This is a genomic window from Paenibacillus sp. Soil724D2, from assembly GCF_001427935.1.
GTDB lineage: Bacteria > Bacillota > Bacilli > Paenibacillales > NBRC-103111 > Paenibacillus_E.
Map to the genome: position 1 here is coordinate 175,744 of NZ_LMRY01000059.1, position 22,996 is coordinate 198,739.

Sequence of the window (22,996 nt, forward strand, 5' to 3'; positions counted from 1 at the left end):
GATTATAGTTCTTGCTCCTAACCCTCTTGAACTAGTTTGCATCCAATTCCTGTTCTCTGTTGACTTGGCATAACTGCATATCTTTATAGTTCTTTCTTACATTTTACAATTATAAAATTTATTGGGGGTTTATTTTTCATGTTCTTACTTGGCTCGTCAATTTCTGAAAACTCTATCAGTCCATATTTCTCAAATTCTTGTTTTATGGAGTCAGAATCATAAAAAAACATTTTTACGCCTTCCATTATCTCGAAATAGTCTTTATCCAATTGTTTGCCCTGTCCATACATGGGGGCTTTTTTTGAAACAGTTGTAAAAATCATATATCCATTTGGCTTTAACTGATTATAGCAATCTTTAATAAACTTATCTCTCTCACGATTATTCAATAAGTGAATAAGTGCATAGCAAAATATACCGTCATAGAGTTTGTTATCAAAAGGCATGTTAGTTACTGAACCATGAAAAATACGAATATCTAACCCGTTTTGCCTCGCCAAATCAATCGCTGTTTTTGAAATCTCAATACCTGTTACATCTATTCCATTGTCAATAAAAACCTTTGCATTTCTGCCATATCCAATACCTGGTACCAGTACGTCCTTAACATTCTTTTCAAGGAAAAAGTCCTTTGTCACGATTGCGGAGTCTGTAGGTTCAAATCCCCACATTGTTAGTTTTTCTATAAAACTTGATTCCCAGAATTCCGTCATATCTCTATCTCCTTTATGTGTTGCAGTTTGTATCCGCATAAAGAGGAGCTGCCACAAAGCAAGCCCCTCAACTATAGTTACCCGATTTTCATTAGGATGGATTATTAACGACCAATATTTGTTTAGATAATCTTTTATCTATGATTTTAACAAGCACGATAATAAATAAGGCTAAAAAAACATAGTACATCTGGTCCCACCATACGAGACTGTGAAGGATTCCAATCTTTATAAGAACTTGATTCACTATATAAACAATTAAGCCTGTTAAAATATATTTTATCCACTTCGTTTTCCAATTGATTTTAACAATTAAACAATAAAAAAAGCTTGCGCACAAATAGTAAATTGCTGAGAAGGCGATGGAATCGCGACCAACATTTTCAAACCATCCAGGACGATAGAATCGGTTCAAGAAAAAGAGCATCGGGAGAATATGGGCACTGGCAGAAATGGAACCAGTTATTAAATAAAGCATCAAATTGTGTTTAAATCCTCTTGAAGGAAGTAAAATCCATTTATAAAAGATCTTGGCCAAAACAAAATACATAGGGAGACCCAATCCGGTATATTCTAACCTCCACCAGTGTTGTGTATAGATATGGAGCTTTAAAAATAACCATTCAATCCCTACAAAGTATCCTGAAAAAAAGACCATCCAAAGCCAATTTAAGTTGAAAGTTGCTATCAAAGTTGCTGTGATCGGTAAAGATAATGCGTTAGAGAAAAATGCTCCCAATTCACTGTCATAAAAAGAATTATGCTTGATAATATTGGGCTTATAATCATAGCTTCCTAAGAAATTAAAAATCGTGGTCTCGATGATATAACCATATCCAACCATTGTTAAATAAAGAAACAGAGTTTGCGTGTTTCTTTTTTTTAATATTATAAAACAAAATAATATTGTGTTTGAAATAAGTAGAGCAACAAACCAAAAAGAATTATGCACATCGTTCACTCCGATAATAGCCGAATACATAAAGCTTGTTTTATGAAATATCTTTTTATTATTGGAGATTTTCCAATTATTATACAAGGAGCAGCTGCCGCGGCAGAACTGCTCCTATGTTCAACTAATCTACTTTTTGTACACCCTCATTGCAAAGAAATAAGCTACGAACAAAATCCCGACGCACCACGCAAGAGCGATCCATATATCATTGCCCACCGGCTGATCTGCCAGTAGCGCACGGATGGCGTTCACGATCGAGGTCACCGGCTGGTTTTCGGCAAAGGCGCGAACGACCGACGGCATCGACTCGGTCGGCACAAACGCCGAACTGATAAACGGCAGGAAGATAAGTGGATAGGAAAACGCGCTTGCACCTTCCACCGTTTTTGCGGACAGTCCGGCAATCGCCGCGACCCAAGTTAAGGCCAGTGTAAACAATGCGAGTATGCCGGCTACGGCAAGCCATGGCAGTATTCCCGCGGACGAACGAAAACCCATAATCAACGCTGCGAGAATGATGACGATCACCGATATGGCGTTGGACACCAGAGAGGTCAGCACATGCCCCCAAAGCAAGGCGGAACGTGAAATCGGCATGGTGTGAAACCGCTCGAATATGCCCCGCTGCTTATCCATAAACAGGCGGTAAGCCGTGTAGGCTATTCCGCTTGCGATCGCCATAAGCAGTATGCCTGGCAACAGGTAATTCACATAGTTATCCGTTCCGGTTTGAATGGCACCGCCTAACACATAGACGAACAGCAGCATCATCGCAATTGGAGTGATGCAGACCGTGATGATTGTGTCCATACTGCGTAAAATATGGCGCATGGAACGTCCGAGCATAACGCTAATATCGGTGAAGAAATGATTCTTTGCCGTCTCCATTTACTTCGCCTCCTTTTTGCCGACGATTGCGAGGAAGATTTCCTCTAAAGTCGGCTGTTTTTCAACATACTCCACCTTTGCGGATGGGAACAGTTTTTTTAGATCCGAGAGTGTACCGTTGGCAATAATTCTACCCTCGTGCAAAATGGCAATTCGGTCGGCTAGCTGCTCAGCCTCCTCCAAATACTGTGTGGTCAGGAGTACCGTCGTGCCGCCGTCGGCAAGCTCCTTGACAATCTTCCAAACCTCGATACGCGACTCGGGATCAAGTCCAGTGGTCGGTTCGTCGAGGAAAATGATCTGCGGTTTTCCCACAAGGCTCAAGGCGATGTCGAGCCTGGATCAAGACTCGGTCAAGCTTTCNAGGAGTACCGTCGTGCCGCCGTCGGCAAGCTCCTTGACAATCTTCCAAACCTCGATACGCGACTCGGGATCAAGTCCAGTGGTCGGTTCGTCGAGGAAAATGATCTGCGGTTTTCCCACAAGGCTCAAGGCGATGTCGAGCCTGCGACGCATACCACCCGAATAAGTAGAAGCCCTGCGGTCGGCGGCATCTGTCAAGCCGAAGCGTTTAAGCAAGTCGTCCGCTACCTGACGCGGATTTTTGAGGTATCGTAGCTTGGCAATCATGATCAGATTTTCCCGTCCGGTCAAAATTTCGTCCACGGCGGCAAATTGCCCGGTCAGACTGATCGCCTGCCGCACATTCTCGGGTNAGCTTGGCAATCATGATCAGATTTTCCCGTCCGGTCAAAATTTCGTCCACGGCGGCAAATTGCCCGGTCAGACTGATCGCCTGCCGCACATTCTCGGGTTTTGACGCAACATCGAATCCGTTTACGGTCGCGGTTCCGCTGTCTTGTTTGAGCAACGTGGTGAGGATTTTGACAACCGTTGTCTTGCCAGCTCCGTTGGAGCCGAGCAGGGCGAAAATACTGCCCTTTTCCACCTCGAAATATACGCCTTTTAGGACTTGAAGCTGCTTGTAGGACTTTTGCAGCCCTGTCACTTTAATGGATTTAGTTTGCATATTTTTCCCTTATCGAATAGTAACCTTGGACAAGTCTGCCCCCATTCCTTTAAGCGAAGCATAGGTCAACTTATCCATGACTGCACCGTCAAAGCAGATGGTTTTGAAGGCACGGTAATACTTATTGGTTAATGAAAAGAACGCCTGAAAAGACACATTCTTAAGTATAGCGCCCCTAAATGAAACTTCGTTTACTGCCGATTTCTCAAACTTAACGCCGATAAAGGTTTGACCGTCAAAATTCAGCCCGCTCAGGTCGGAATATTCGAAGTCCACGCCGTCAAAGATACAACCTTCAAAGGATGTTTTTCTAAGGTCGATCTTGCTTATCGTGGCGTCGGTCAGTTTTACACCTGTGAATTTGGCTCCTTCCATCCCCGAAACGCTGAAGTTGGTTCGTACAAGGATCGATTCATTGAAGCTTACATTCGTAAGGTCAGTTGCTGTTAGGATACAGTCCGTCAGATTTGCGCCGTCAAAATTGGCATCACGTAAATCACTGCTCTTAAATGAACTTCCGGTCAAGTCAGCGCCAGCAAAGTCGGCACCGCGTAACGCGCTAGCATTAAATTGACCTTTATGGGCCGTAACGCCTGCAAAGTCGCTCATTGCCAGGTTGCTGGCGCTAAAGTTTGTCACTACTTGCCGTTCCAGCGAGCGGGAGAGGTTGGCGACTTCCAATATCGTTTGCTCAATGTCGCCGATGCTCTCAACGGTCATCGTAAACGCGGTTTCATCGTCTTTGCCTTCGGCTTTGAGTTCACGATATCGCTCCTGCAAATCGGAGTGAAGGTCCGTCTTTAATTCAGTGACGCTTTTTACCCCATCGTATGGCGTAAACACGCCGTTCAAATAGTTCGTTAATTTCTGATTCATCATAATAATCTCTCCCTTATAATAAATTTTCTAGTACGCGCTTGGAATACTCCCAATTGCTTTTGTTGCGTGCGTAAGCACCTTTGCCTTTTTCGGTAATCCTAAAATATTTTCGACGTCCGCCTTGAGATTCATCGCCCCAATACCACTCGATATCTCCGTCAGTCTCTAGCCGCCGGACGCTGGAGTACATCGTGGCTTCCTTTAATTCATACTCGCCGCCAGAGCGCTCGGCAATTAATTTGACAATCTCGTACCCGTAGCGGTCAGCTTCGGATAAAAGCCGTAAAATCATCGTATCGGTATGTCCGCGCAGCAGGTCTGATGTAATTTTGTTCTCGCTCATATAATCACCTCCGCATTTCCATAATACGACACACTACTGTGTCTGTCAAGGTAGTGTTTCAAATAAAATACTTTGTTTGAAAATCATGATGTATTCAAACCGATATCTAACGTATTCATTCTATTTTTTTGTGCTTTATCAGCCAGTATAAAGAACATAAAAATACCGATGCCCACTCCGACTTATGCATCGGTGTAGGCATCGGTGTAGGCATCGGTATGAATGTAGTCATTTGCGCAATATAACCCTCAACTTCCGAGCAGACAGATCCTTGATACTCTATCTGATCTTTCGAAATATCGATTATTAGATATCAAGTTTACGGGTACCGATCCATTTGACCATTTCAGGATCTCGATGTGAAAAGAACAGGCTCTGTTTCGTATCTAACGTAGTAATCGACTCCATATCCTCTTGGCTTAATTCAAAATCAAAGATGTTGAAGTTTTCGATAATTCTTTCTTTACGAACAGACTTAGGAATCACAACGACTTCTCTTTGTGTCAACCAACGTAAAACCACCTGAGCAACGGATTTATTAACCTTTTCAGCTATGGACACCAATACCTCGTTCTGGAACAAGTTATTTTTCCCTTCAGCAAAAGGCGCCCAGGATTCGATCTGAACATTATTATCTTTCATGAATTTTGCATTTTCAATTTGCTGGTTGAAAGGGTGCGTTTCAACCTGGTTTACGGCAGGAACGACTTCATTATGAATAATTAAATCGATCAGACGATCCTCATGGAAGTTACTAACGCCAATTGCGCGGACCTTTCCTTCACGATTCAATTCCTCCATAGCGCGCCAAGACCCATGCACATCGCCAAATGGCTGGTGAATTAAATACAAATCCAAATAATCCAATTGCAGTCTTTCCATTGATTTTTCAAATGCTTTTTTTGTTCGCTCATAACCAGCATCTTGAACCCAAAGTTTCGTAGTAATAAATAATTCCTCTCTTGCCACGCCACTCCGTTTGATCGCTCTGCCAACTGCTTCTTCATTTTGATAAGAAGCAGCGGTATCAATCAGCCGATAGCCTGCCATAATAGCGTCATAAACGCTTTGTTCACACTCATTTTGATCTGCAATCTGAAAAACACCAAAACCGAGTATAGGCATCTCAACACCATTGTTCAAAATTACTTTTTGCATATAAAATCCTCCATTTTCGAAAATTATTTGTAAGTCGATACAGAGATCACGAATTGTGAAGTACCGACTAAAAAGTTGATAAGGGTCAGCATGTAAATTTTCCAGGTGTTGCTCATTGCGATGTATTATCTCCCCCTCTTCACTTCCTTATTATGTACCAGATAACAAAGAGACTGGTATCCCATTCGTGCCAAATGTTTGCCTAATCCTCTCACTACCACTTATGTAACAGACAAATATGGACTATAATCGAACTATAAAAAATAGGGACAAGGAGAATCTAATGTCTGAAATAATCACTAAACAGCAGAAGGAACTCACCAAAATTATAGAGCACTATGCACAAAAGGACGGTGTTCACCCAACTGCTATTCCGTCCTTATTTTTCATGCGTGTCTCGAATACAGCGGGTCAAAGCCATGGAGTTTACAAGCCTTCCTTTTGTATAGTAGTTCAAGGGGCGAAGGAAGTTTGGCTAGCACAGGAGCGCTTTACATACAGTCCTGCCGATTACCTTGTTGCATCCGTTCATTTACCAGTTACCGCACAAGTCACTGAAGCCACTCCCGATGTTCCATATTTGGGTTTCAAACTTGAATTTACATCTAGTCAAATCTTAGATGTTTTACATGATTCTGAATTTCGAGTTGATTCGAAAGAAAATTCTAAGCGAGCTATGTTTGTCAGCCAAATAGAATCATCTTTGTTAGATTCAGTCATCAGGTTAGCTCGTTTGCTTGATAATCCTAAAGATATTCCGGTGCTTGCTCCACTATTTACGAAGGAAATTCTTTATCGGGTGCTGCAAGGTCAGAATGGGAGTATTTTGGAGCAAATTGTAATGGAAGGAAGCTCAACCCATCAGATCAAAGATGTTATTGAACAAATCATGAATAACTATGACAATCCGTTACGGATTGAAGAACTTGCCGAAATAGCGAATATGAGTATTTCTTCGTTACATAGACACTTTAAAGAAATCACGGCTATGAGCCCTCTTCAATTTCAAAAACAAATTCGTTTGCAAGAAGCTCGGCGTCTATTGTTAACGGAATCGACGGATGCTTCAGAGGTTGCCTACCGGGTAGGCTACGAAAGTGCATCTCAGTTTAGCCGTGAATATTCTCGTATGTTTGGTTTTCCTCCTAAAGCTGACATAAAGCGTCTAAAGGAAACAATTGACCAGGCATCGGTAATTACTGAGCAAGTATCTAATGTGTGAGAGGTATTTTGACATTCACCTCAAGCAGGGTATGGAAATTCGAGATATATCTAGAAAGGCCAAATAGAAACTCTCTCATCAATGTTAGAGGGGGAAATCTATTTGGTTTTTTTAACGTAAGAGAAATAGGCAAACATTTAAGATGATCAGGATATCAATTTCTTTTTGATTCATTGCATAATTAACTTATTACGCTTGGTTTGTCTTTGTGGAAGATGTAAGTTTGGAGGAGGAAAAGCATTTGAAAAAACTACTATTACTTGCCTTTGCTTTAGTTACTGTCTTTATATTCTCTGCATGTGGGAGTAACAACAATAACATGACAAACAGTACTCGGCAAGCAGAGCAGTCTGCAACTGACAGTGTCATGACAGAGAGTACTCAGCAGGCGGAACCCCCTAGAACTGACGGTGAACAAGTTAACCTCCCTGAGAACTACGATAAGGGCGTGCTCTATACGACTGTGACTCGTGGAAATGCCAAAGAGCTACTCTATGCGAGTCGGGAAACGATCGAAGCGGTGAAAGCCGGCAAGCCGTTTCCCAGCGGAACTGTATTGACTCTCGAAATCTACAGGGATGGAAAACTATCCGACATTTTTGTCTCGGAAAAGCGCACTGGCTGGGGCAATCAGAACTCTCCTGAGAAGAGCAACGGAGATTGGCGATACCAGGCTTTCATTGCTGATAAGTCAGTTAATACCAAGCGAGACATTAAGAGTTGCATTTCTTGTCACGCAAGTCAGATGCGGGATGATTTCGTATACACGTACGACCAAATGGAGAGTTTCAAACTTGAGGATTTTACAGCATCGCAGAATAATAGTACGGAATCGAGGCATGCAAGTATTCCTTTGGAAGATTGGGAATTGGATGCATTAAAAGAGTACATGGCTACTCTATCAACCGAAAAAACATCATAAGTTACTAAGTCATGGAGGTAAGCTTTTGAATCCCAATATGTTTATTAAACTGGTCATTGACCTTATGATGACAGTATCCATGTTAGTAGCGATGGCATATCCTATTACCGGAAATATGATCCATGAAGTGGTTGGTTTCTTTTTGTTTGTATTGTTTATGGTTCATAATATCTTAAATCGAAGATGGTATAGAACGATATTTAGGGGAAAGTACAAGGTACAACAGATTCTTAGCATAGCGGTAAATTTGCTATTTCTATTAACGATTGCTGTTGCACTAATTAGTGCCGTGCCAATTTCACGTGACATATTTCCTTTTATTCCGATTAATACTGAAATGATCGTGAGGCAGATACATGTTCTGAGTGCTTATTGGGGATTTATACTCATGGCTGTTCATATAGGAATCTCGTGGGGAAGGATTATTCAGGCAGCTAGAAAAATGACGGGAATCATCACTACAAGCCGTGTACGGACAATTGCGCTTCGTCTCTTGGCGGTGTTAATTGTTGTTTATGGTGTGCAGATTTCCTTTGAAAGAGATATGGGTTCTAGATTGCTCATTTATAATCCATTTGGGTATTGGGGCTTTGATGAAACCGCCTTAAGGTTTGTATTAGATTACCTATCTATGATGGGGATCTATATTTGCGGGACTCATTATACTTTAAAATATATTCAGAACCGTGAAAAGGCTAAGGCTTAATAAGTAGATCAAAAGTGGAAGTAGGGATATTAAATGTCAGATTCAAAAGAACTTACTGTCGCACAGAAAAATTTCGGAGATTTTGCACCAAAGATTGTTGAATTAACTGATGATGTTTTATTCGGAGATGTATGGAAACGTAAGGAGCTTTCTCCACGTGACCGTAGTCTAATTACCGTATCTAGCTTAATTACTGGCGGGAATGCGCAACAATTGAGATCCCATTTTAACTTAGCAAAACAAAACGGTCTTACGGAAGAAGAATTAATTGAAATAATGACCCATCTTGCTTTCTATGCAGGTTGGCCGAAGGCAATGTCGGCTATGACGGTTGCAAAAGAAGTATTCTCAACAGAAGAATAACAATAACGAAAGGAAATACTAGGAGCAGTAATTTTGAGATATCCATAAAAGAATATTAAAAAACTCTTGGAGAGGTGAATTATGATGGAAATTCGTTCTTTAGGACAAACGGGATTAAAAGTAACGAATCTGTGTCTGGGCACGATGACATTTGGCAATCAGGCAGACAAAAAAACCTCCTTCGAAATACTTGACAAGGCGTTCGACGCTGGAGTGAGTTTTATTGACACGGCAGATGTGTATCCCATCGGGAGAGCTTCGTATGCCATTGCGGGTGCAACCGAGTCGATTATCGGGGAATGGCTAGAGGGTAAACGAGACAAAGTAGTGCTAGCATCAAAATGTTTTGGTGCAATGGGACCCGGAATAAATGATCGTGGGTTGAGTAGAAAGCATATCCTAACATCCGTCGAGGATAGCCTCCGCCGCTTAAAAACGGACTATCTCGACCTCTATCAAGCTCATCATTTCGACCCAAGCACACCTATGGATGAGACCTTACGTGCGTTTGATGATCTCGTCGAGCAAGGCAAAGTCCGCTACATAGGTGTATCAAATTGGCGTGCTTGGCAGGTGGCGAAAGCAAACGGAATTGCTGAAAGAAAAAATTACACCTGTATAGTGAGCATTCAGCCTCGCTACAATCTCTTGTTTCGAATGATTGAGGAAGACTTGGTTCCAATGGCCCTTGATGAGGGGCTTGGCATTATCAGTTACAACCCACTTGCGGGAGGCTTGTTGACGGGCCGTTACAGGAATAATGCAAGTGTGGAAGAGGGGACTCGTTTCGGACTCGGAAACAATGCGGGTTCGTTGTATCAGGAACGTTATTGGCAAGAGGCACAGTTCGACGCTGTTGAAAGGTACAAGGCCTGGTGCCAAGAACATCACTTTGATCCAACAACGACGGCCGTGCGATGGGTTACACAGCAACCGGGAATCACTTCCGCCATCATTGGTGCGAGTCTTCCGGAGCAGTTGGACGCGAGTCTGCGTGCTGCTGACATGGATAAATTAACGGAACAGGAGCTAGCTTGGCTCGATGGACTCTGGTTTGCTTTACCTCGTAGACGCGAGTTTAGTTAAAATCAAGGTGAAAGAGCAGTGAAATTATCAAATGCTTATTACGCTCCCTCGGAGAACGATAATTAAATGAACATAGTACTTTAAGCCACTCATCGGAGTGGCTTTTTCTTAGGGTGCAAAATCAACAATGATCCTGCCAGTTACTTGAATGAACAACACGACTTTGTGCGCGGCGGTTTGAGAAATTTCACTCTATCGCCCACTCCACCTTTATCGCGCCTCGCAGCCCGTTTCCGGTCACAACGAACCGGTATTCGGCCGTCTTTTTTAAAGTCACGTAGTACTTCAGCTTACCATTGACGTTCTCGCGTACCCCGATATGCTCTCCATTTTCATCAATAAGAGAATAGCCGTAACCGCCGCGTTCTTTATTTGAAACCTCCACTGAGTAAGACAATGTCTGACCCTCTCGAACCACCACTGGAATCTCATGCTTTCCATTGAAATAGGTAAAGTTAGCTTCGAAAGTTGTATTTGTTGTTTTTTCGGTCCATCCTTTTTTCACAGTAAAATCGATGTTGAGAACGACGCCAAGCAGCAGCGGAAAAGCGATGGAGAATGCGTATTTCACAGGTGACTTCAGCTTCGACCATTGCGTCCCAGCATAAAAAATGAGAGCAGACACCGCCCCGACAGTACCTGCAATTATCGTATATCCATTGAACCCATTTACTATAAAAACGGTATATCCTGCAATGACATACAGCAATGCTTTGCCTAATTTGTCCATCCTCGGAATGAGCCGTGCGATCAGGTCAATGACTATAGAACAGGCAATCCCATACACATAGAATAAGTACAAGAGTTTCAACTGAAAAATACTGTCAACAGTCTCATACATATCGAATCCGGTGTTGACGAATATGAGTATAAACATGAAAAGAAACATTGCGATGCCTGCCCCGGATAACTTCGATAAAAGATAATGCACAACTTGTTGTCCGTGTGCATTGTTCATCTTGATCCCCACCCCTTATCCATTTATTTTTATTAAACCATCTCGGTTGTATAATTTTACCATAAATATCCAATTCGTTCAGCGCATTTTCAGCAACCTTTCAATTAAGATTCAGTTGGCTTTCACCTGTCTTTAAGCAACCAAGCCTATACTTCTAAATGTAAGTAAAACAATAGAGAGGAAGGAATGAGAGATGGGAGAAGGGCATATAAGAGGTTCGGAAAATTGGCACCAATTCAAAGGCAACTCCTATGAAGGCATACATCATGGCTTTCACGGATCTCCACTTCTAGGCATCGTACTGATGCTTGTCGTCGTTTTTATTGGATATTTGTTGTGGAGAAGATTTCGAACACATAAGCAGATCAACCAGTTTACACATATCGATACTCCCACGTCGCAGGTTTACTATCAAATGCCCTTAAGTCATAGGGCGAACATGTTAGACGAATGGGAGCGCAACGTTCATAAGGAGGAGAAACCAAATGGGAATATTTAAAAGAGTAAAAGACATCGCATTGGCAGATATTAACGAGATTCTAGATAAAATGGAAAATCCGATCTACATGATCAAGCAGTACCTTAGGGAGCTGGAGGAACAAATCGCTACCGCTAAGAACGCGCTCGCGAATCAGTTAATCGCAGAACGCAAGTTTGAAGCATTAATCAGCGAGCTTGAGCAGGTCATCGGAAAACGTGTCCGACAAACAAATCTAGCGCTCGATCGAGATGATGAAACGATCGCACAGGTTGCAATAGAAGAAAAGCTCATTTGCGAAAAGAGGCTCCACGTGTATCTAGAGCAGTATCAGACTGTGAAGCAGCAAATCGCAATGCTGCAAGAAACGCTTCATACTTCGAAGGCGTTGTACGACGAGCTGCAAAGCCAAAAGTGGTTTCTAATGTCCAGAGCAAATAGCGCTCGGGCTATGCAAGATCTGAACCGTGTCGTCGCTTCCGTGGATACGGATACGATTCGAAAAGGTTTTTCCAGAATGGAGGAGCAGGTGTGGCAGATGGAATCGAGAGCCGCCGCTGACGCTCAGGTCGATCGTTTTTTTCACAATCACGTTTCGGCTGGAACGAGTACCCTTATCAAGAACGAGGTGCAGCAGGAGCTGGAGCGGCTTAAAGCTGAAAGAAAGTAGGTTATTTTACCTACTCGCGACAAAGTACTAAATAAAGACGACCTCTCAAGAAGAGTGTCGTCTTTTTTACATTTGCCAATCTTGATCTGCTGCTTTATTTCGCATCGTGAAATATAATACCCAAACTGTATCTTGTACCTGTGGTAACTGTGTTTACACCATGTCGAAGAGTCGTTTTATAATAGCCGCGCGTTCCCAAAACCGGACGATGATTGGTTGGAAAAATCAGACCCTCTCCTTCTTTCAGCGTGATGACATGGCCTCTACTTTGCGCCCTCGGACGCTGCTCCACCAATAGTAATTCCCCGCCTGTGAAATCTACTTCTCTTTGATTAAGAGCGAATACGACCTGAAAGGGAAAGAAAACTTTCCCATACAAATCCTGATGCAAACAGTTGTATCCCCCCGCTTCATATTTCAGGATCAATGGGGTTGGACGGTTCTGCCCCTCTTGATGGCATTGATCGAGGAATTCCGCTAATGTTGCCGGATAAGAAGCATTGTGGCCCAATTGTTCTAGCCAGCGATTAGCTGTTATGGCAAGTTCCGGATACAATCCTTCGCGCAGCTGTTGAAGCAAAAATGGCAAGGGAGAGTTGTAATATTTGTACTCCCCGACCCCGAAGCGATATCTGGCCATGTCTATGGTCGTTCGAAAGTGACCTTCTTCCTCATACGTGCCTATGGTTTCCTTACATTCCGTATTGCTTAACAAGCCAGGTAGTTTGGCATAACCGTGCTCGTCCAGCGACTGCTGGATGAAATTCCAATCCAGATCAGCTAATCTTTGCGACAGATTCTCAGGCATGCTTTAAGCCTCCTATTTGCTTCGCCATTTTTGTTAACCTCTGCGAACAGTATAACCCCGAAAATGAGCTTTTGTACGCATTATCGAATGTAACAGCAAGATTACGAAATTACTAAATGCCGTTTTATGTTCGCGTATTTTTCGAGAATGAAGAAATCGCTATAGCCGCTGGATACAGACCTTGTGCAGAATGTTTACCGGAACATTATGCAAGATGGAAATCGGAACTATCGAAGGAGGGTTAATGAATCTAGCTGCCTTCTTGGCAATAACTGAAATATTTTTTAAATATTCCTTTACAGGAATATTCCCGTTGTGGTATATTTGAAACACAAAGAACAAAAACAATTTGGAGGATGATTATTATGAATAACGCTAAGGACACAGACAACACGCTCACGTCAATCGCAGGTCAGGAACTCCGCGTCACCCGTATCTTTCATGCGCCGCGGGAACTGGTTTTCAAGGCTTGGACAGATCCGGAGCATTTGCCGAAATGGTGGGGACCCAAGGGCTTTACGAATACGGTTCAAGAAATCGATGTTAGACCAGGCGGGGTATGGCGTTACGTTATGCACGGTCCGGACGGCGTCGATTACGATAATAAAATCACCTACCACAAGATAGTAAGCCCAGAGCAACTCGTATACTCCCATGGCGACGGCGATGACGACGAACAATTTCATGTGACGGTCACGTTTGCCGAGCAAGCTAATTCGACGACAGAGCTAACCATGACGAGTCGATTCAAATCAGCTGCTGACCTTGAAAAAGTGGTCAAGGAATACGGAGCTATCGAAGGCGCTAAATCGACACTTGATCGTCTCGAGGAACAACTGGCCACTATGTAAGGACCAAAATAATTCAAATTATAAATTGAAGGGAGTAATTAATTCATGAAAAAAACCAAAGTTATGTATTGGATTTTTACAGCTTTGTTGGTAGCCTTGATGGGCATTGGTGCTATCCCGGATATCCTCTATGCATCAGATGCGGTTGCCTTATTTGCTCATTTAGGCTATCCCTCTTACCTCCTGCCCTTTCTTGGGGTGGCCAAATTATTAGGTCTTGTAGCAATACTAATTCCCGGCTTCCCGAGAATGAAGGAATGGGCTTATGCCGGGCTTACATTTGACCTTGTGGGTGCGATGTATTCAAGTATCGCGGTGGGCGATCCTGTTGGCGGCTTGGCATTTTTCATCATCGGATTTGTTATCATCGGCGGGTCCTATGTGTGCTATCATAGGAAACAAAGAGCTGCATCTTTAAGTCAGCCACCACGCTTAGCGGCATAAAAAAACTCCCTTGCCTGGTATATGTTGAAGGAAGGAGTGCATGAACATGGGCTTGATCACAACAACCTGGAGCGCACTTTCAGAGCCCAACCGATTGTACATCGTCGAACTCCTGCGGGGCGGTCCCCTCACCGTAGGGGAAATCGCCGAGCGCCTCAGCCTCCAGCAGCCACAGGTTTCCAAACATCTCCGCGTCCTAAGCGACGCGGGGTTTGTTGAAGTACAGCCCAGCGCCAATCGGCGCATTTATAAACTTCGGGCCCAGCCCTTCATAGAAATGAACACCTGGCTGGAATCTTACCGCCGCATGTGGGAGGAGCGCTTCGATCGATTGGACGAATATTTGAACGAATTGCAGGGAAAGGGGAAGCAGTAGGAGTTCTCTCCCCGTTCCCGCATAAGAAAAGACACCTTCTCGGGTGTCTTTTTCGTCTATTTACATACAAATATTGCAAATACCCCACCGGAGGCAGGAGAAACTCGCTAGCGACGCATACTCCTCCCTTAAATCGAAAAATTTTTCATCAATGGCATGATAAAAGAAATTACTCCCATCCCCAATTTGAAAAAACTACCTATGTTACCAAAGAAACCTCCACCCCCACCAATGCCTTTAGCGGCACCGCCTTTACCAAGACCACCCAATAATCCCCCAGAACCCCCGCCACCAAATAGACCAAGCATGCTTCCTAATCCACCTCCGCCAAGTAAGCCTCCCAAACCTCCTAAATTGGATATTTGCGCTTTGGCTTTGGTTTTGTTTCGGGGGAGTTTCTGATCTCCCTTGAATCCTTGAAGAATGACTTGGTTGCCTTGTATTTCGTTTAGAACTCCGTAATACAGAGAACCGTTCTTGAGCACTACACATACCGGTGTTCCTAAGTTGTCTTTAACTTGCGAAGAGATAGAGGGCGATGATGCAGGAATGGCTTTTTGCCCGACTTTCACGCGTCCGTGCTTTTTATTACGTTGCTGTAAAGTTTTCATTCCAGCTCACTCATCCTTTTAAATGAAATCATACTACTTGTCATCTTATGTTGATACGACATGTTTGGACTATGCTCTCTTGAACATTTTCCGCTAATTTGATAACTGCCCAATCACGGTGAATGGAGAGTTATCAAATTTTCGAAGGAAGCTTTCTGGTATTGAGGGTAAGTAACAGAGAAAGACGGCGGCCATTATTGGCTTCCGTCTTTTGCGTCACCGCCATATGATTCTTAATACCTAACAAAACCTGTTCTGTACTGGATTATGGGATATCCAAAGGCATAGCTGTACGGAAAGCCCAAATACATTGGTGTAATCATAGGATAGGGTGCATAAGAATAGCCGTGAATAGGGCCAAATAATTGCGTTCCTAGATGAGGACTTTGATAGTTTATTTTGAGACCAGTTATTCCAGGTGGCCATACCGTTCCAATATTGCCAACTGCCTCAGGTCGCCCAAAATTCATTTCTTTTATAAAGTTTTCCTTTATCATTCAGTAGGTCACCTAATTCCCTGCAGCAAATTTGTTCGGGCTGTCATCAATTTGGTCGGACTCCTCCGTTATCCTTATGATATCCCTAATATATGTGTGCCTGTCCTTTTTGCGTGCTTGCTTGGACGTATACCACTTTAAGGCAAACGCACTTGAGAATGAAATGACTATCCAAATTGGGCGTTATTGAAAAGGTCAGATATCCAATCACCTAATAACTACGGACATATGATAAAACTAGACTTTATCTTGAAGGAGGTAAGAGAGCAGGTGGAGAGAATATTTCCGATTTGTGAGGCAACTGTAATGCCTTACGTAGGAATGCCAATTTGCGCTGTTTTGCATGATGGAACGCATTATTACGGGACTATCGAGGGAATTGATGGAGATCGATTGATTATTAACGGCTATATTGGAGGACCGGGTGAAGTTGGAATATACGGTTTGAATAAAGACCAGTCCGCCAAAAAAAAGTCCGTCAAAAAAGCCAAGCAAGTAAAAACATCCGCTTTTTTACCTGGTTTCGGTTTTGAAAGATTCTTCTTTCCATTTGCAGCACTTGCTTTTTTATTTGCCATACCGTTTCTTGGGTTCCCGTTTTTCTTTTAATTAAGTAAGTAAATTCTATGTAAACAAGAAAGACGGCGGCCATAATTAGCTTCCGTCTTTTCTTTTTGGATTAAGGAATATTTAAATTGCAAAAGCTGATGTGATGATAACCAAAAGAATAAAAAGAACCAAAATAAATGCTACGTTGCGGCCCATACCATAACCTTCACCATAACCTACGCTCATGTATACTCATTCCCTTCATTGATTTTTCACTACGGTATAATTATACGTTCGGTACATAAGGTATGCTTGTATACATGCCACGGAGGCAATCGCCAATTGTTTTGTATGAAGATTTGGCGACGGATATCCGTCCGATTAAGAAGGGCAGCAGCTTGCTTTTACCGCTTCAGCTCTTGCTCACTTGATGCAGCGGAAGCCTCTGCAAGCCTGTCAACGTCCATTCCGACAAGGTTTTGACGGGCAACTGCAGCGATTTCAGCACCAAGTTCTACACATGTGATTTTAAATCCGTGCTTGGCTAACGGGAGAGTAGCCTTTCCTGTAGCACAACCCACTTCCAACAAACGATCACCTGGATTCAAATTTGTCGCATGGATTAAATCATCGAACAGTTCTTCTGGGTAATCCGGACGCGCCTGCTGATAAATAGTTGCAGCTTGTTCTAATGACTCGCGCAATCTTTTATTATCATTCTTCGAGTTCATAATACCTCCTTATATTCAACTTCATTTTAGATAACTTTGGGTTTCCCGATATAAAGTGATTCTGCGTTGTAATTAGGTATCCTGCCCGTAACTCCGCCATGTTGACGCCTCCTTTTTGGAAATGAAAAAGAGCCCTGCGTCGTGGGCTCTCCTACATTTTGCTATAACAAATTTACATACTCACCTTTGGTGGAAAATAGGCTCTCCGGAAAGGAGTGTAAATACTTTCCAATCACTCAGGGTCATATTTGCGTTTGGAGGATTTTGACGTGTTCAGTGCAATGGCACGCGGACGAGAGCTATTAGAGCATCCTCATCCAGTCGCCTAGCTCCTCGATTTTTACGTCTATCATCTCTGATGGCGATTCGAGTTTCATTGACCCGCTCTTCTTCATGCTACCTGGTGCACGACTACCAGAGTCACTGCAATCAAAGTAATCACAAAAGCCGGTATCGCACTTCCAACAGGATGCTTGACTCTGAAATGTGAAAGGCATGCCACTAGCATCGTAATGCCAATCCAAATGCCTGCCCATACGGCTGCTACCGGATTCCAGTATCCGATAACAAGTCCGGCTGCCCCGACTAGTTGAACGAGCCCAGTAACAACTCGAAACCATTGCGGCAGTTTAATCGACTCGAACATTTCAACAAAATTTTTCGCACCAGCCAGCTTGCTTCCGCCGCCAAAGGCCATGGAGACGAGCAGAAAGCTTTGTAAAATAATAAAAATGATATTCATAAGGCTCCCCTTCCTTTTACAACTAGGCCAATACCTTTTCAAGCTCGCCGCACCATTTACCCCAGCCATACCTAGCACCTTCGAGACCTTGAGCATTGGCGAATCCGGTTTGTTCGAGATGAAGGTTAACCTTGCCGTCCCCTAAATCCTGCAGCGTCCAGGTGACCGTGTGCTTCTCCCCTCCGCTGGCCCAAGTATAGGACACCCGGTTTGGTGCGTCCACGATAAGCACTTCGCCGTCAATAATGCCATCCCAATATTCGGACGGCTGCGTGCGAAACTGAAAACGGTGTCCTACGACGGGCTCAAAATCATTATCCATCGCCTGACCATTGTGGATGTTGACCACCCACTTGGCAAGCTTGCTTGAATCGGTTATTGCGGACCAAAGCTTCTCGATCGATGTCGTGTACTGAAAATCCAAGGATAATGCTAAACTCATTCTTCTTCCTCCTCTAATAGTTGGTTCAAGCGCAACATATTCGTACGCCAAAAATTGCTGTAGAAAGCCACCCAATCTTGAATTTCTCTGAGTGGAGAGGCGTTTAACCTAAATCGCGTTTCTCTGCCGACTTTTCGGTCAAGTACCAGTCCAGCTTCTTTAAGGATTGTCAAATGCTTGGATACCGCTGTACGGCCCATTTGAAACTGTGCCGTTAATTCATGAAGAGGTATCTCCTCTGCCTCTGCTAACAGACGAATTAGCCGGCGCCTAGTCGGATCTGCAATCGCGTCAAAAACATCCCGCAATTGGTTGTTCTCGCTCATAACGCCCCCTCCTAAAAATCTTATTTTCTGTATTATAAATCTACTGATGTATGAAGGGACCGCCGTTTATTTCAACACCTCCTCCTAATTGGACACCATTTAGTGACACTTTGATTATATGTCACCATTTGGTGTCGTGTCAACTATTGATTTTAAGCCATTTGGCTCCTTGATTACATATTAAAAAGCCTCCGAGCGATAATGCCGAAGCTTTATGATCATGACTCAGTTTTGTTGGGTGTCAGGATTGCTTAATTAATCTCATTCGCTTCTAGATAACTGCCTGCTACTTCAACAGGCTGCCGAGTAAGCCGGCAGCCTGGATATTGTGCTATTGTTCACCGTTAGAGTAACAGTTAATCACTTTCAAATTTCAAAGCGAAAATAAAAATAAGGGTAAGCTACGCTTACCCTTACCCAAGTTTAAATCATAAAGCCTCCGTTAATATCGAGCGACGCACCGGTAATATAGCTTGCTTCCGGGCTGGATAAGAATGAAACCAAGCTAGCGATGTCATTTGCGGTACCATAGCGGCCAAGAGCAATCATATTCTTTAATATGGAAGCCATAGAACCTTCAGCAGGATTCATGTCGGTATCAACCGGACCTGGCTGAATATTATTAACTGTTACCCCTTGCGCTGCCAGATCCCTTGCAAGACCGCGAGTCATAGCAGCGACTGCGGCTTTGGACATGCTATATAGACTCATTCCGGGAAAACCGGTTACATCGGCATTTACACTGCCTATATTAATGATTCTGTCACCACTCTGCATGTGGGGTCCGGCTGCTTGAATGGCAGCAAAAACCGCTCGAATATTAACAGCAACGGTGCGGTCGAACTCTTCCATTGTAAATTGGTCATATGGTTTAACATCTAGAATCCCAGCGTTATTAACCAGTATATTTAAATGACCAAAAGTGTTAATCGCCTCAGCAACTGCTGACTTAACCGAGTTAGTATTTTCACTGTTTGCTCTAATGGCTAAAGCTCTCCCACCTTCAGCCTCAATGCTCTTGACCAATTCATTAGCTTTCTCAGCAGAATTGGCATACGTGAAGGCTACGGCCGCGCCATCTTTAACCAACCTTCTAACAATTGATGCCCCTATACCTCGAGAACCGCCTGTAACAAATGCCGTTTTTCCATTTAAGAAATATAAATTCATGATATTTAGTCTCCTTTAGTGTGGATTATATATAAGTTTTAAGGGAATGATCGTTCCAAATTAGAACAAAAAAAATTATCGTAAAAAGTAAAGAGACGTCTCTAAAATGGTATCCAATGTTTTTCGATCTGCAGCTGCAGAGGTGATGGTTATTCCATTCGTAACGTTTACAAGGTATTGAGAAAGATCACGTAAATTGGGATTACCTTTTATTTCGCCATTGGCAATTCCGCGTGTAAGCAATTGAAAGAAAGCTCTTTCTCTTAAGTTATTGTTCGTACTAACTCTTGCTCGAACTTCCGGATGCTCACTCATCTCCAAGGATGCATAGATTAGTAAGCAAGTTCTAATACTATTATGTTCAAACAATTTATTGAAAAACCTCAATAACACTTCTTTACAAGTGCCCGGTTCATATAAGATGGAAGTAATATCACTCGTTTTCTCCCCATAACGATCCAGTGCCACTAAATACAAGTCTTCCTTACTTCGGAATGTCTGGTAGATGCTGCTCCGGTTTAGAGACAACGCACTGACCAAATCCTGCATGGATGTTCCCTGGTAACCTTTTTCACGAAAAACATCAATTGCCTTATCGATTGTCTCTTCGATCTGAAATGTTTTTAGTCTGGACATTATTCATCATCCCCTGTAACGTATGCTATCTCAATTTAGATTCACTGTCAATACTTTTGGAAACGATCATTCCAATTCAAGCGTTGTCAAAAGATGCTACGGCCATATTCTCCGTTATGTTGAACGATTAGAAGCTTTTTCATTCATCGATCATCGGGTGAGAGAGGCATTGGAGAACTAATCTACATTCAGCAAGCGCCCTCTCCTATCTGCCTTCGTATTTTCATTGTGCTAACTTTCTCCTCAACCCCTCGACTTAGAAAACAAAAGAGCTTACCCGACTTAGGGCAAGCTCATGGTTTAAGAGTTAATAAATTTAGATGATGCTTTCTTAAGAAAAGGGAAGTATCAGACCGCCGCATTAACGATGCTTAGAATGATAATTAACGCAGTAAACAGGAGGGCCGGTGCCGTTTTGCCGATCGGATCTTTGACCCTGAAATGAGCGAGACACGCCAGTAACATTGTAATTCCAAGCCAAATGCAAGCCCACGTGACCGCCGCTGAATACCAGTAGCCGATGATGAGTATAGCGGCACCGACTAACTGGACGACTCCTGTGACGACACGAAACCACTGTGGTATTCCAAGATTGTTGAAAATATCGACCCAATATTTGGCCCCTATGGTCTTTGCAGTGCCTGAAAATACATAGTATAAGGCCAGCAAGCTTTGAAGAACGATGAAAAGAACAGTCATTAGGATTTCCTCCCTTTATTTTATTTAGTAACAGTGATTGATCACTAGTGTCCTCTCGCGAGAATTCGGAACGTGACGCCGAATTTATCCGTTACATTGCCGTAAGCGGGGCTGAAAAAACTTGCCTGCAGCGGCTCATTTACTTGACCGCCCTGCTTCAGTGCTTCAAAATATTGGGTAGCCTTGTCTTTGTCATTGGTTTGAACAACTATGGTCACTTGCGTTCCCTTCTGGTAGCTGCTGCCGGTAACATTGTCGGTTAGCTGAAGCTCCGATTCGCCGATTTTCAAGATGGCGTAGCCTATCAAATCTTTCTTTTCTGGAGGCAGCGGAGATTCCGGATTTCCAGGCAAATCGCCGAAACGCAACGTATAGACAACCTTGGCATCCAGCGCTTTCATGTAAAAATCAATAGCCTCATTTGCGCTGCCGTTCATTTCAAGAAAAGGGATCAAACTCGTACTCACAACAATCATCTCCTTAGTTTAAATGTTTTTTTACCAGGACACCCGGTATGGCCTCTTATTTCGTAGTAGTGGCGTATTTCACTTGTCACTAACTATGTCGGAAGTCAGTAAGGAAACGTGACCGATTCGGTGAAAAAAATTTTTAGGATGCGTAACTCAGAAAAAACTGCAGATATCGTACATCTCTGTCACATCTGTTGAGTTTCATACGACATATAAGTAAAAATGAAAACGAAGGAAGGGATGTAACGTATGAACGATCATCATTGGCTTGTGGAACAATTCGAGGCGCATCGGAATCACCTGCAAGCGGTGTCTTATCGGATGCTCGGATCTCTGAGCGAAGCGGATGACGCTGTACAGGAGTCATGGATACGCCTTAGCCGCTCCGATACTAGTGGAGTCGAGAATATGGGAGGATGGCTGACAACAATAGTCTCCAGGGTGTGTCTGGATATGTTGCGATCTCGCAAATCGCGGCGTGAGGAGCTTACGCTGGTAAGTGTACCTGAACCGGTTGCTAGCCGCCAAGATGGAAGCGATCCCGAGCACGAAGCACTGCTGGCTGACTCTGTTGGTCTTGCGATGCTTATGGTCCTCGGAAATTTGAATCCCGCCGAACGCATTGCGTTCGTATTGCACGATATTTTCGCCTTGTCTTTCTCGGACATCGCCCCGATTATAGGGCGTAACGAGGTTGCAGCAAGACAGCTTGCGAGTCGTGCGCGGCGTCGGGTTCAGGGGGCGAAAACGACCGCTGATTCAGAGGATTTCAAGCGAAAACGGGAGCTAGTAGATGCTTTCCTAGCTGCGTCGCGCTCCGGAGATTTCGAGAAACTTCTTGCGGTATTAGACCCCGATGTCGTGCTCCGGAACGATCCTGCATTTCCACCGGTCGCCGCATGGCCAGTTGTTCACGGTGCGCATGATGTGGCCATGGGATTCGTTGGTCGCGCCCAAGGTGCACGGCCGGTGCTCGTGAACGGATCTGTGGGCGCAGTCGTGGCTCCTCGCGGTCGACTACTTTTCGTACTCGAACTCAAGATTGTGGATGGGAAGATCACCGAGATCGACATGATAGCCGAACAAACTCGTCTTCGCCAGCTCGACATAGCAGAAATGAACGATTGATAGGGCTAGCTTCAAAGAGCAGCAATAATAACAATAAAATAGAAATACAAAAGCAAAAAAACGCTCTGTCGCAGACCGCAGACAATGCGTTTTTTTGCTTTGTTCAGTAGACAATGTTTTTATTACTTATACCAATGACTCGTTC

Annotated in this window: 31 protein-coding genes and 3 pseudogenes; 13 read left to right on the forward strand and 21 right to left on the reverse strand. The window is 43.5% G+C overall.

Annotation, left to right across the window (positions count from 1 at the left end; translation table 11 throughout):
* Positions 1-83: 83 nt before the first annotated feature.
* From ASG85_RS34265 to ASG85_RS34295, 9 genes and pseudogenes are all read right to left on the reverse strand, one after another.
* On the reverse strand, positions 84-713 hold the full coding sequence (locus ASG85_RS34265) for a class I SAM-dependent methyltransferase (RefSeq protein ID WP_060649217.1): 630 nt from the start codon (positions 711-713) through the stop codon (positions 84-86).
* 91 nt (positions 714-804) lie between these two features.
* Positions 805-1,665, reverse strand: coding sequence for a hypothetical protein (locus ASG85_RS34270; RefSeq protein WP_162257307.1), 861 nt, complete (start codon positions 1,663-1,665; stop codon positions 805-807).
* Between the two features lie 129 nt (positions 1,666-1,794).
* Positions 1,795-2,556: an ABC transporter permease gene (locus ASG85_RS34275; protein WP_060649219.1), complete on the reverse strand. Its 762-nt coding sequence runs from the start codon at positions 2,554-2,556 to the stop codon at positions 1,795-1,797.
* Positions 2,557-2,772 (reverse strand): annotated as a pseudogene (locus ASG85_RS40045) (ABC transporter ATP-binding protein); the annotation flags it as partial. It lies immediately after the preceding gene.
* Positions 2,773-2,920: 148 nt separating this feature from the next.
* Positions 2,921-3,271, reverse strand: a pseudogene (locus ASG85_RS39510) (ATP-binding cassette domain-containing protein); the annotation flags it as partial.
* 1 nt (position 3,272) lies between these two features.
* A pseudogene (locus tag ASG85_RS39515) lies at positions 3,273-3,586 on the reverse strand (ATP-binding cassette domain-containing protein); the annotation flags it as partial.
* A gap of 9 nt (positions 3,587-3,595) precedes the next feature.
* Positions 3,596-4,462 carry a pentapeptide repeat-containing protein gene (locus ASG85_RS34285; protein ID WP_060649341.1) on the reverse strand — a complete coding sequence of 289 codons (867 nt, stop codon included), beginning with the start codon at positions 4,460-4,462 and terminating at the stop codon, positions 3,596-3,598.
* Positions 4,463-4,478: 16 nt separating this feature from the next.
* On the reverse strand, positions 4,479-4,808 hold the full coding sequence (locus tag ASG85_RS34290; protein WP_057307752.1) for a PadR family transcriptional regulator: 330 nt from the start codon (positions 4,806-4,808) through the stop codon (positions 4,479-4,481).
* 306 nt (positions 4,809-5,114) lie between these two features.
* Positions 5,115-5,966, reverse strand: coding sequence for an aldo/keto reductase (locus tag ASG85_RS34295; RefSeq protein ID WP_060649220.1), 852 nt, complete (start codon positions 5,964-5,966; stop codon positions 5,115-5,117).
* Between the two features lie 283 nt (positions 5,967-6,249).
* On the opposite strand from ASG85_RS34295, the gene ASG85_RS34300 reads away from it, so the two are divergent.
* The 5 genes from ASG85_RS34300 to ASG85_RS34320 all read left to right on the forward strand — a co-directional run bounded on the left by ASG85_RS34300 (position 6,250) and on the right by ASG85_RS34320 (position 10,265).
* Complete coding sequence (locus ASG85_RS34300; protein WP_060649221.1) at positions 6,250-7,188, forward strand: AraC family transcriptional regulator; 939 nt, start codon at positions 6,250-6,252, stop codon at positions 7,186-7,188.
* A 319-nt stretch (positions 7,189-7,507) separates the two neighbouring features.
* Entirely contained in the window at positions 7,508-8,110 is a 603-nt protein-coding gene (locus ASG85_RS34305; RefSeq protein WP_156397045.1) for a cytochrome P460 family protein, read from the forward strand.
* A 25-nt stretch (positions 8,111-8,135) separates the two neighbouring features.
* Complete coding sequence (locus ASG85_RS34310) at positions 8,136-8,816, forward strand: DUF4405 domain-containing protein (protein ID WP_060649223.1); 681 nt, start codon at positions 8,136-8,138, stop codon at positions 8,814-8,816.
* 33 nt (positions 8,817-8,849) lie between these two features.
* Entirely contained in the window at positions 8,850-9,179 is a 330-nt protein-coding gene (locus tag ASG85_RS34315; RefSeq protein WP_060649224.1) for a carboxymuconolactone decarboxylase family protein, read from the forward strand.
* An 81-nt stretch (positions 9,180-9,260) separates the two neighbouring features.
* On the forward strand, positions 9,261-10,265 hold the full coding sequence (locus ASG85_RS34320) for an aldo/keto reductase (RefSeq protein ID WP_200961730.1): 1,005 nt from the start codon (positions 9,261-9,263) through the stop codon (positions 10,263-10,265).
* A gap of 187 nt (positions 10,266-10,452) precedes the next feature.
* On the opposite strand, the gene ASG85_RS34325 is transcribed toward ASG85_RS34320, so the two are convergent.
* Positions 10,453-11,223 (reverse strand): hypothetical protein, encoded by a 771-nt coding sequence (locus tag ASG85_RS34325; RefSeq protein ID WP_060649225.1) that lies wholly within the window; start codon positions 11,221-11,223, stop codon positions 10,453-10,455.
* Positions 11,224-11,416: 193 nt separating this feature from the next.
* On the opposite strand from ASG85_RS34325, the gene ASG85_RS34330 reads away from it, so the two are divergent.
* The gene (locus tag ASG85_RS34330) at positions 11,417-11,722 is read left to right on the forward strand and encodes a hypothetical protein (protein ID WP_060649226.1); all 306 of its coding nucleotides are present in this window, start codon (positions 11,417-11,419) and stop codon (positions 11,720-11,722) included.
* Positions 11,709-12,371, forward strand: a complete 663-nt coding sequence (locus ASG85_RS34335; RefSeq protein ID WP_060649227.1) for a PspA/IM30 family protein — start codon at positions 11,709-11,711, stop codon at positions 12,369-12,371. The genes ASG85_RS34330 and ASG85_RS34335 overlap by 14 nt, the downstream gene beginning before the upstream one ends.
* 94 nt (positions 12,372-12,465) lie before the next feature.
* Here ASG85_RS34335 and ASG85_RS34340 read toward each other — a convergent pair whose 3' ends face one another.
* Entirely contained in the window at positions 12,466-13,179 is a 714-nt protein-coding gene (locus ASG85_RS34340; protein ID WP_060649228.1) for a 2OG-Fe(II) oxygenase, read from the reverse strand.
* Positions 13,180-13,295: 116 nt separating this feature from the next.
* Here ASG85_RS34340 and ASG85_RS37455 point away from each other — a divergent pair, with 116 nt between their 5' ends.
* From ASG85_RS37455 to ASG85_RS34355, 4 genes are all read left to right on the forward strand, one after another.
* The gene (locus ASG85_RS37455; RefSeq protein WP_082588343.1) at positions 13,296-13,424 is read left to right on the forward strand and encodes an Ada metal-binding domain-containing protein; all 129 of its coding nucleotides are present in this window, start codon (positions 13,296-13,298) and stop codon (positions 13,422-13,424) included.
* 120 nt (positions 13,425-13,544) lie between these two features.
* Positions 13,545-14,030 (forward strand): SRPBCC family protein, encoded by a 486-nt coding sequence (locus tag ASG85_RS34345; RefSeq protein WP_060649229.1) that lies wholly within the window; start codon positions 13,545-13,547, stop codon positions 14,028-14,030.
* A 45-nt stretch (positions 14,031-14,075) separates the two neighbouring features.
* The gene (locus tag ASG85_RS34350; RefSeq protein WP_057307756.1) at positions 14,076-14,474 is read left to right on the forward strand and encodes a DoxX family protein; all 399 of its coding nucleotides are present in this window, start codon (positions 14,076-14,078) and stop codon (positions 14,472-14,474) included.
* 46 nt (positions 14,475-14,520) lie between these two features.
* Positions 14,521-14,850, forward strand: a complete 330-nt coding sequence (locus ASG85_RS34355; RefSeq protein WP_414858806.1) for an ArsR/SmtB family transcription factor — start codon at positions 14,521-14,523, stop codon at positions 14,848-14,850.
* A gap of 128 nt (positions 14,851-14,978) precedes the next feature.
* On the opposite strand, the gene ASG85_RS34360 is transcribed toward ASG85_RS34355, so the two are convergent.
* Both ASG85_RS34360 and ASG85_RS34365 read right to left on the reverse strand, forming a co-directional pair.
* Positions 14,979-15,461: a hypothetical protein gene (locus tag ASG85_RS34360; protein ID WP_060649231.1), complete on the reverse strand. Its 483-nt coding sequence runs from the start codon at positions 15,459-15,461 to the stop codon at positions 14,979-14,981.
* 233 nt (positions 15,462-15,694) lie between these two features.
* On the reverse strand, positions 15,695-15,958 hold the full coding sequence (locus ASG85_RS34365) for a hypothetical protein (protein WP_057307759.1): 264 nt from the start codon (positions 15,956-15,958) through the stop codon (positions 15,695-15,697).
* 270 nt (positions 15,959-16,228) lie between these two features.
* On the opposite strand from ASG85_RS34365, the gene ASG85_RS34370 reads away from it, so the two are divergent.
* Complete coding sequence (locus ASG85_RS34370) at positions 16,229-16,567, forward strand: hypothetical protein (protein ID WP_060649232.1); 339 nt, start codon at positions 16,229-16,231, stop codon at positions 16,565-16,567.
* A gap of 344 nt (positions 16,568-16,911) precedes the next feature.
* Here the strand turns inward: ASG85_RS34370 and ASG85_RS34375 are convergent, their stop codons facing one another.
* The 8 genes from ASG85_RS34375 to ASG85_RS34410 form a co-directional block, all read right to left on the reverse strand.
* Entirely contained in the window at positions 16,912-17,238 is a 327-nt protein-coding gene (locus ASG85_RS34375) for a class I SAM-dependent methyltransferase (protein ID WP_060649233.1), read from the reverse strand.
* A 391-nt stretch (positions 17,239-17,629) separates the two neighbouring features.
* Positions 17,630-17,980, reverse strand: coding sequence for a DoxX family protein (locus ASG85_RS34380; protein ID WP_057307760.1), 351 nt, complete (start codon positions 17,978-17,980; stop codon positions 17,630-17,632).
* A gap of 22 nt (positions 17,981-18,002) precedes the next feature.
* Positions 18,003-18,422, reverse strand: coding sequence for an SRPBCC family protein (locus tag ASG85_RS34385; RefSeq protein WP_060649234.1), 420 nt, complete (start codon positions 18,420-18,422; stop codon positions 18,003-18,005).
* Complete coding sequence (locus tag ASG85_RS34390) at positions 18,419-18,748, reverse strand: ArsR/SmtB family transcription factor (RefSeq protein ID WP_060649235.1); 330 nt, start codon at positions 18,746-18,748, stop codon at positions 18,419-18,421. The genes ASG85_RS34385 and ASG85_RS34390 overlap by 4 nt, the downstream gene beginning before the upstream one ends.
* Before the next feature lie 423 nt (positions 18,749-19,171).
* Entirely contained in the window at positions 19,172-19,918 is a 747-nt protein-coding gene (locus ASG85_RS34395) for a 3-oxoacyl-ACP reductase family protein (RefSeq protein WP_057307763.1), read from the reverse strand.
* Positions 19,919-19,993: 75 nt separating this feature from the next.
* Complete coding sequence (locus ASG85_RS34400; protein WP_057307764.1) at positions 19,994-20,554, reverse strand: TetR/AcrR family transcriptional regulator; 561 nt, start codon at positions 20,552-20,554, stop codon at positions 19,994-19,996.
* Positions 20,555-20,902: 348 nt separating this feature from the next.
* Positions 20,903-21,253 carry a DoxX family protein gene (locus ASG85_RS34405; protein WP_057307765.1) on the reverse strand — a complete coding sequence of 117 codons (351 nt, stop codon included), beginning with the start codon at positions 21,251-21,253 and terminating at the stop codon, positions 20,903-20,905.
* Positions 21,254-21,297: 44 nt separating this feature from the next.
* Positions 21,298-21,729: a VOC family protein gene (locus tag ASG85_RS34410; protein WP_321166623.1), complete on the reverse strand. Its 432-nt coding sequence runs from the start codon at positions 21,727-21,729 to the stop codon at positions 21,298-21,300.
* 243 nt (positions 21,730-21,972) lie between these two features.
* On the opposite strand from ASG85_RS34410, the gene ASG85_RS34415 reads away from it, so the two are divergent.
* Complete coding sequence (locus ASG85_RS34415) at positions 21,973-22,851, forward strand: sigma-70 family RNA polymerase sigma factor (protein ID WP_057307767.1); 879 nt, start codon at positions 21,973-21,975, stop codon at positions 22,849-22,851.
* The last annotated feature ends 145 nt before the right edge of the window (positions 22,852-22,996 follow it).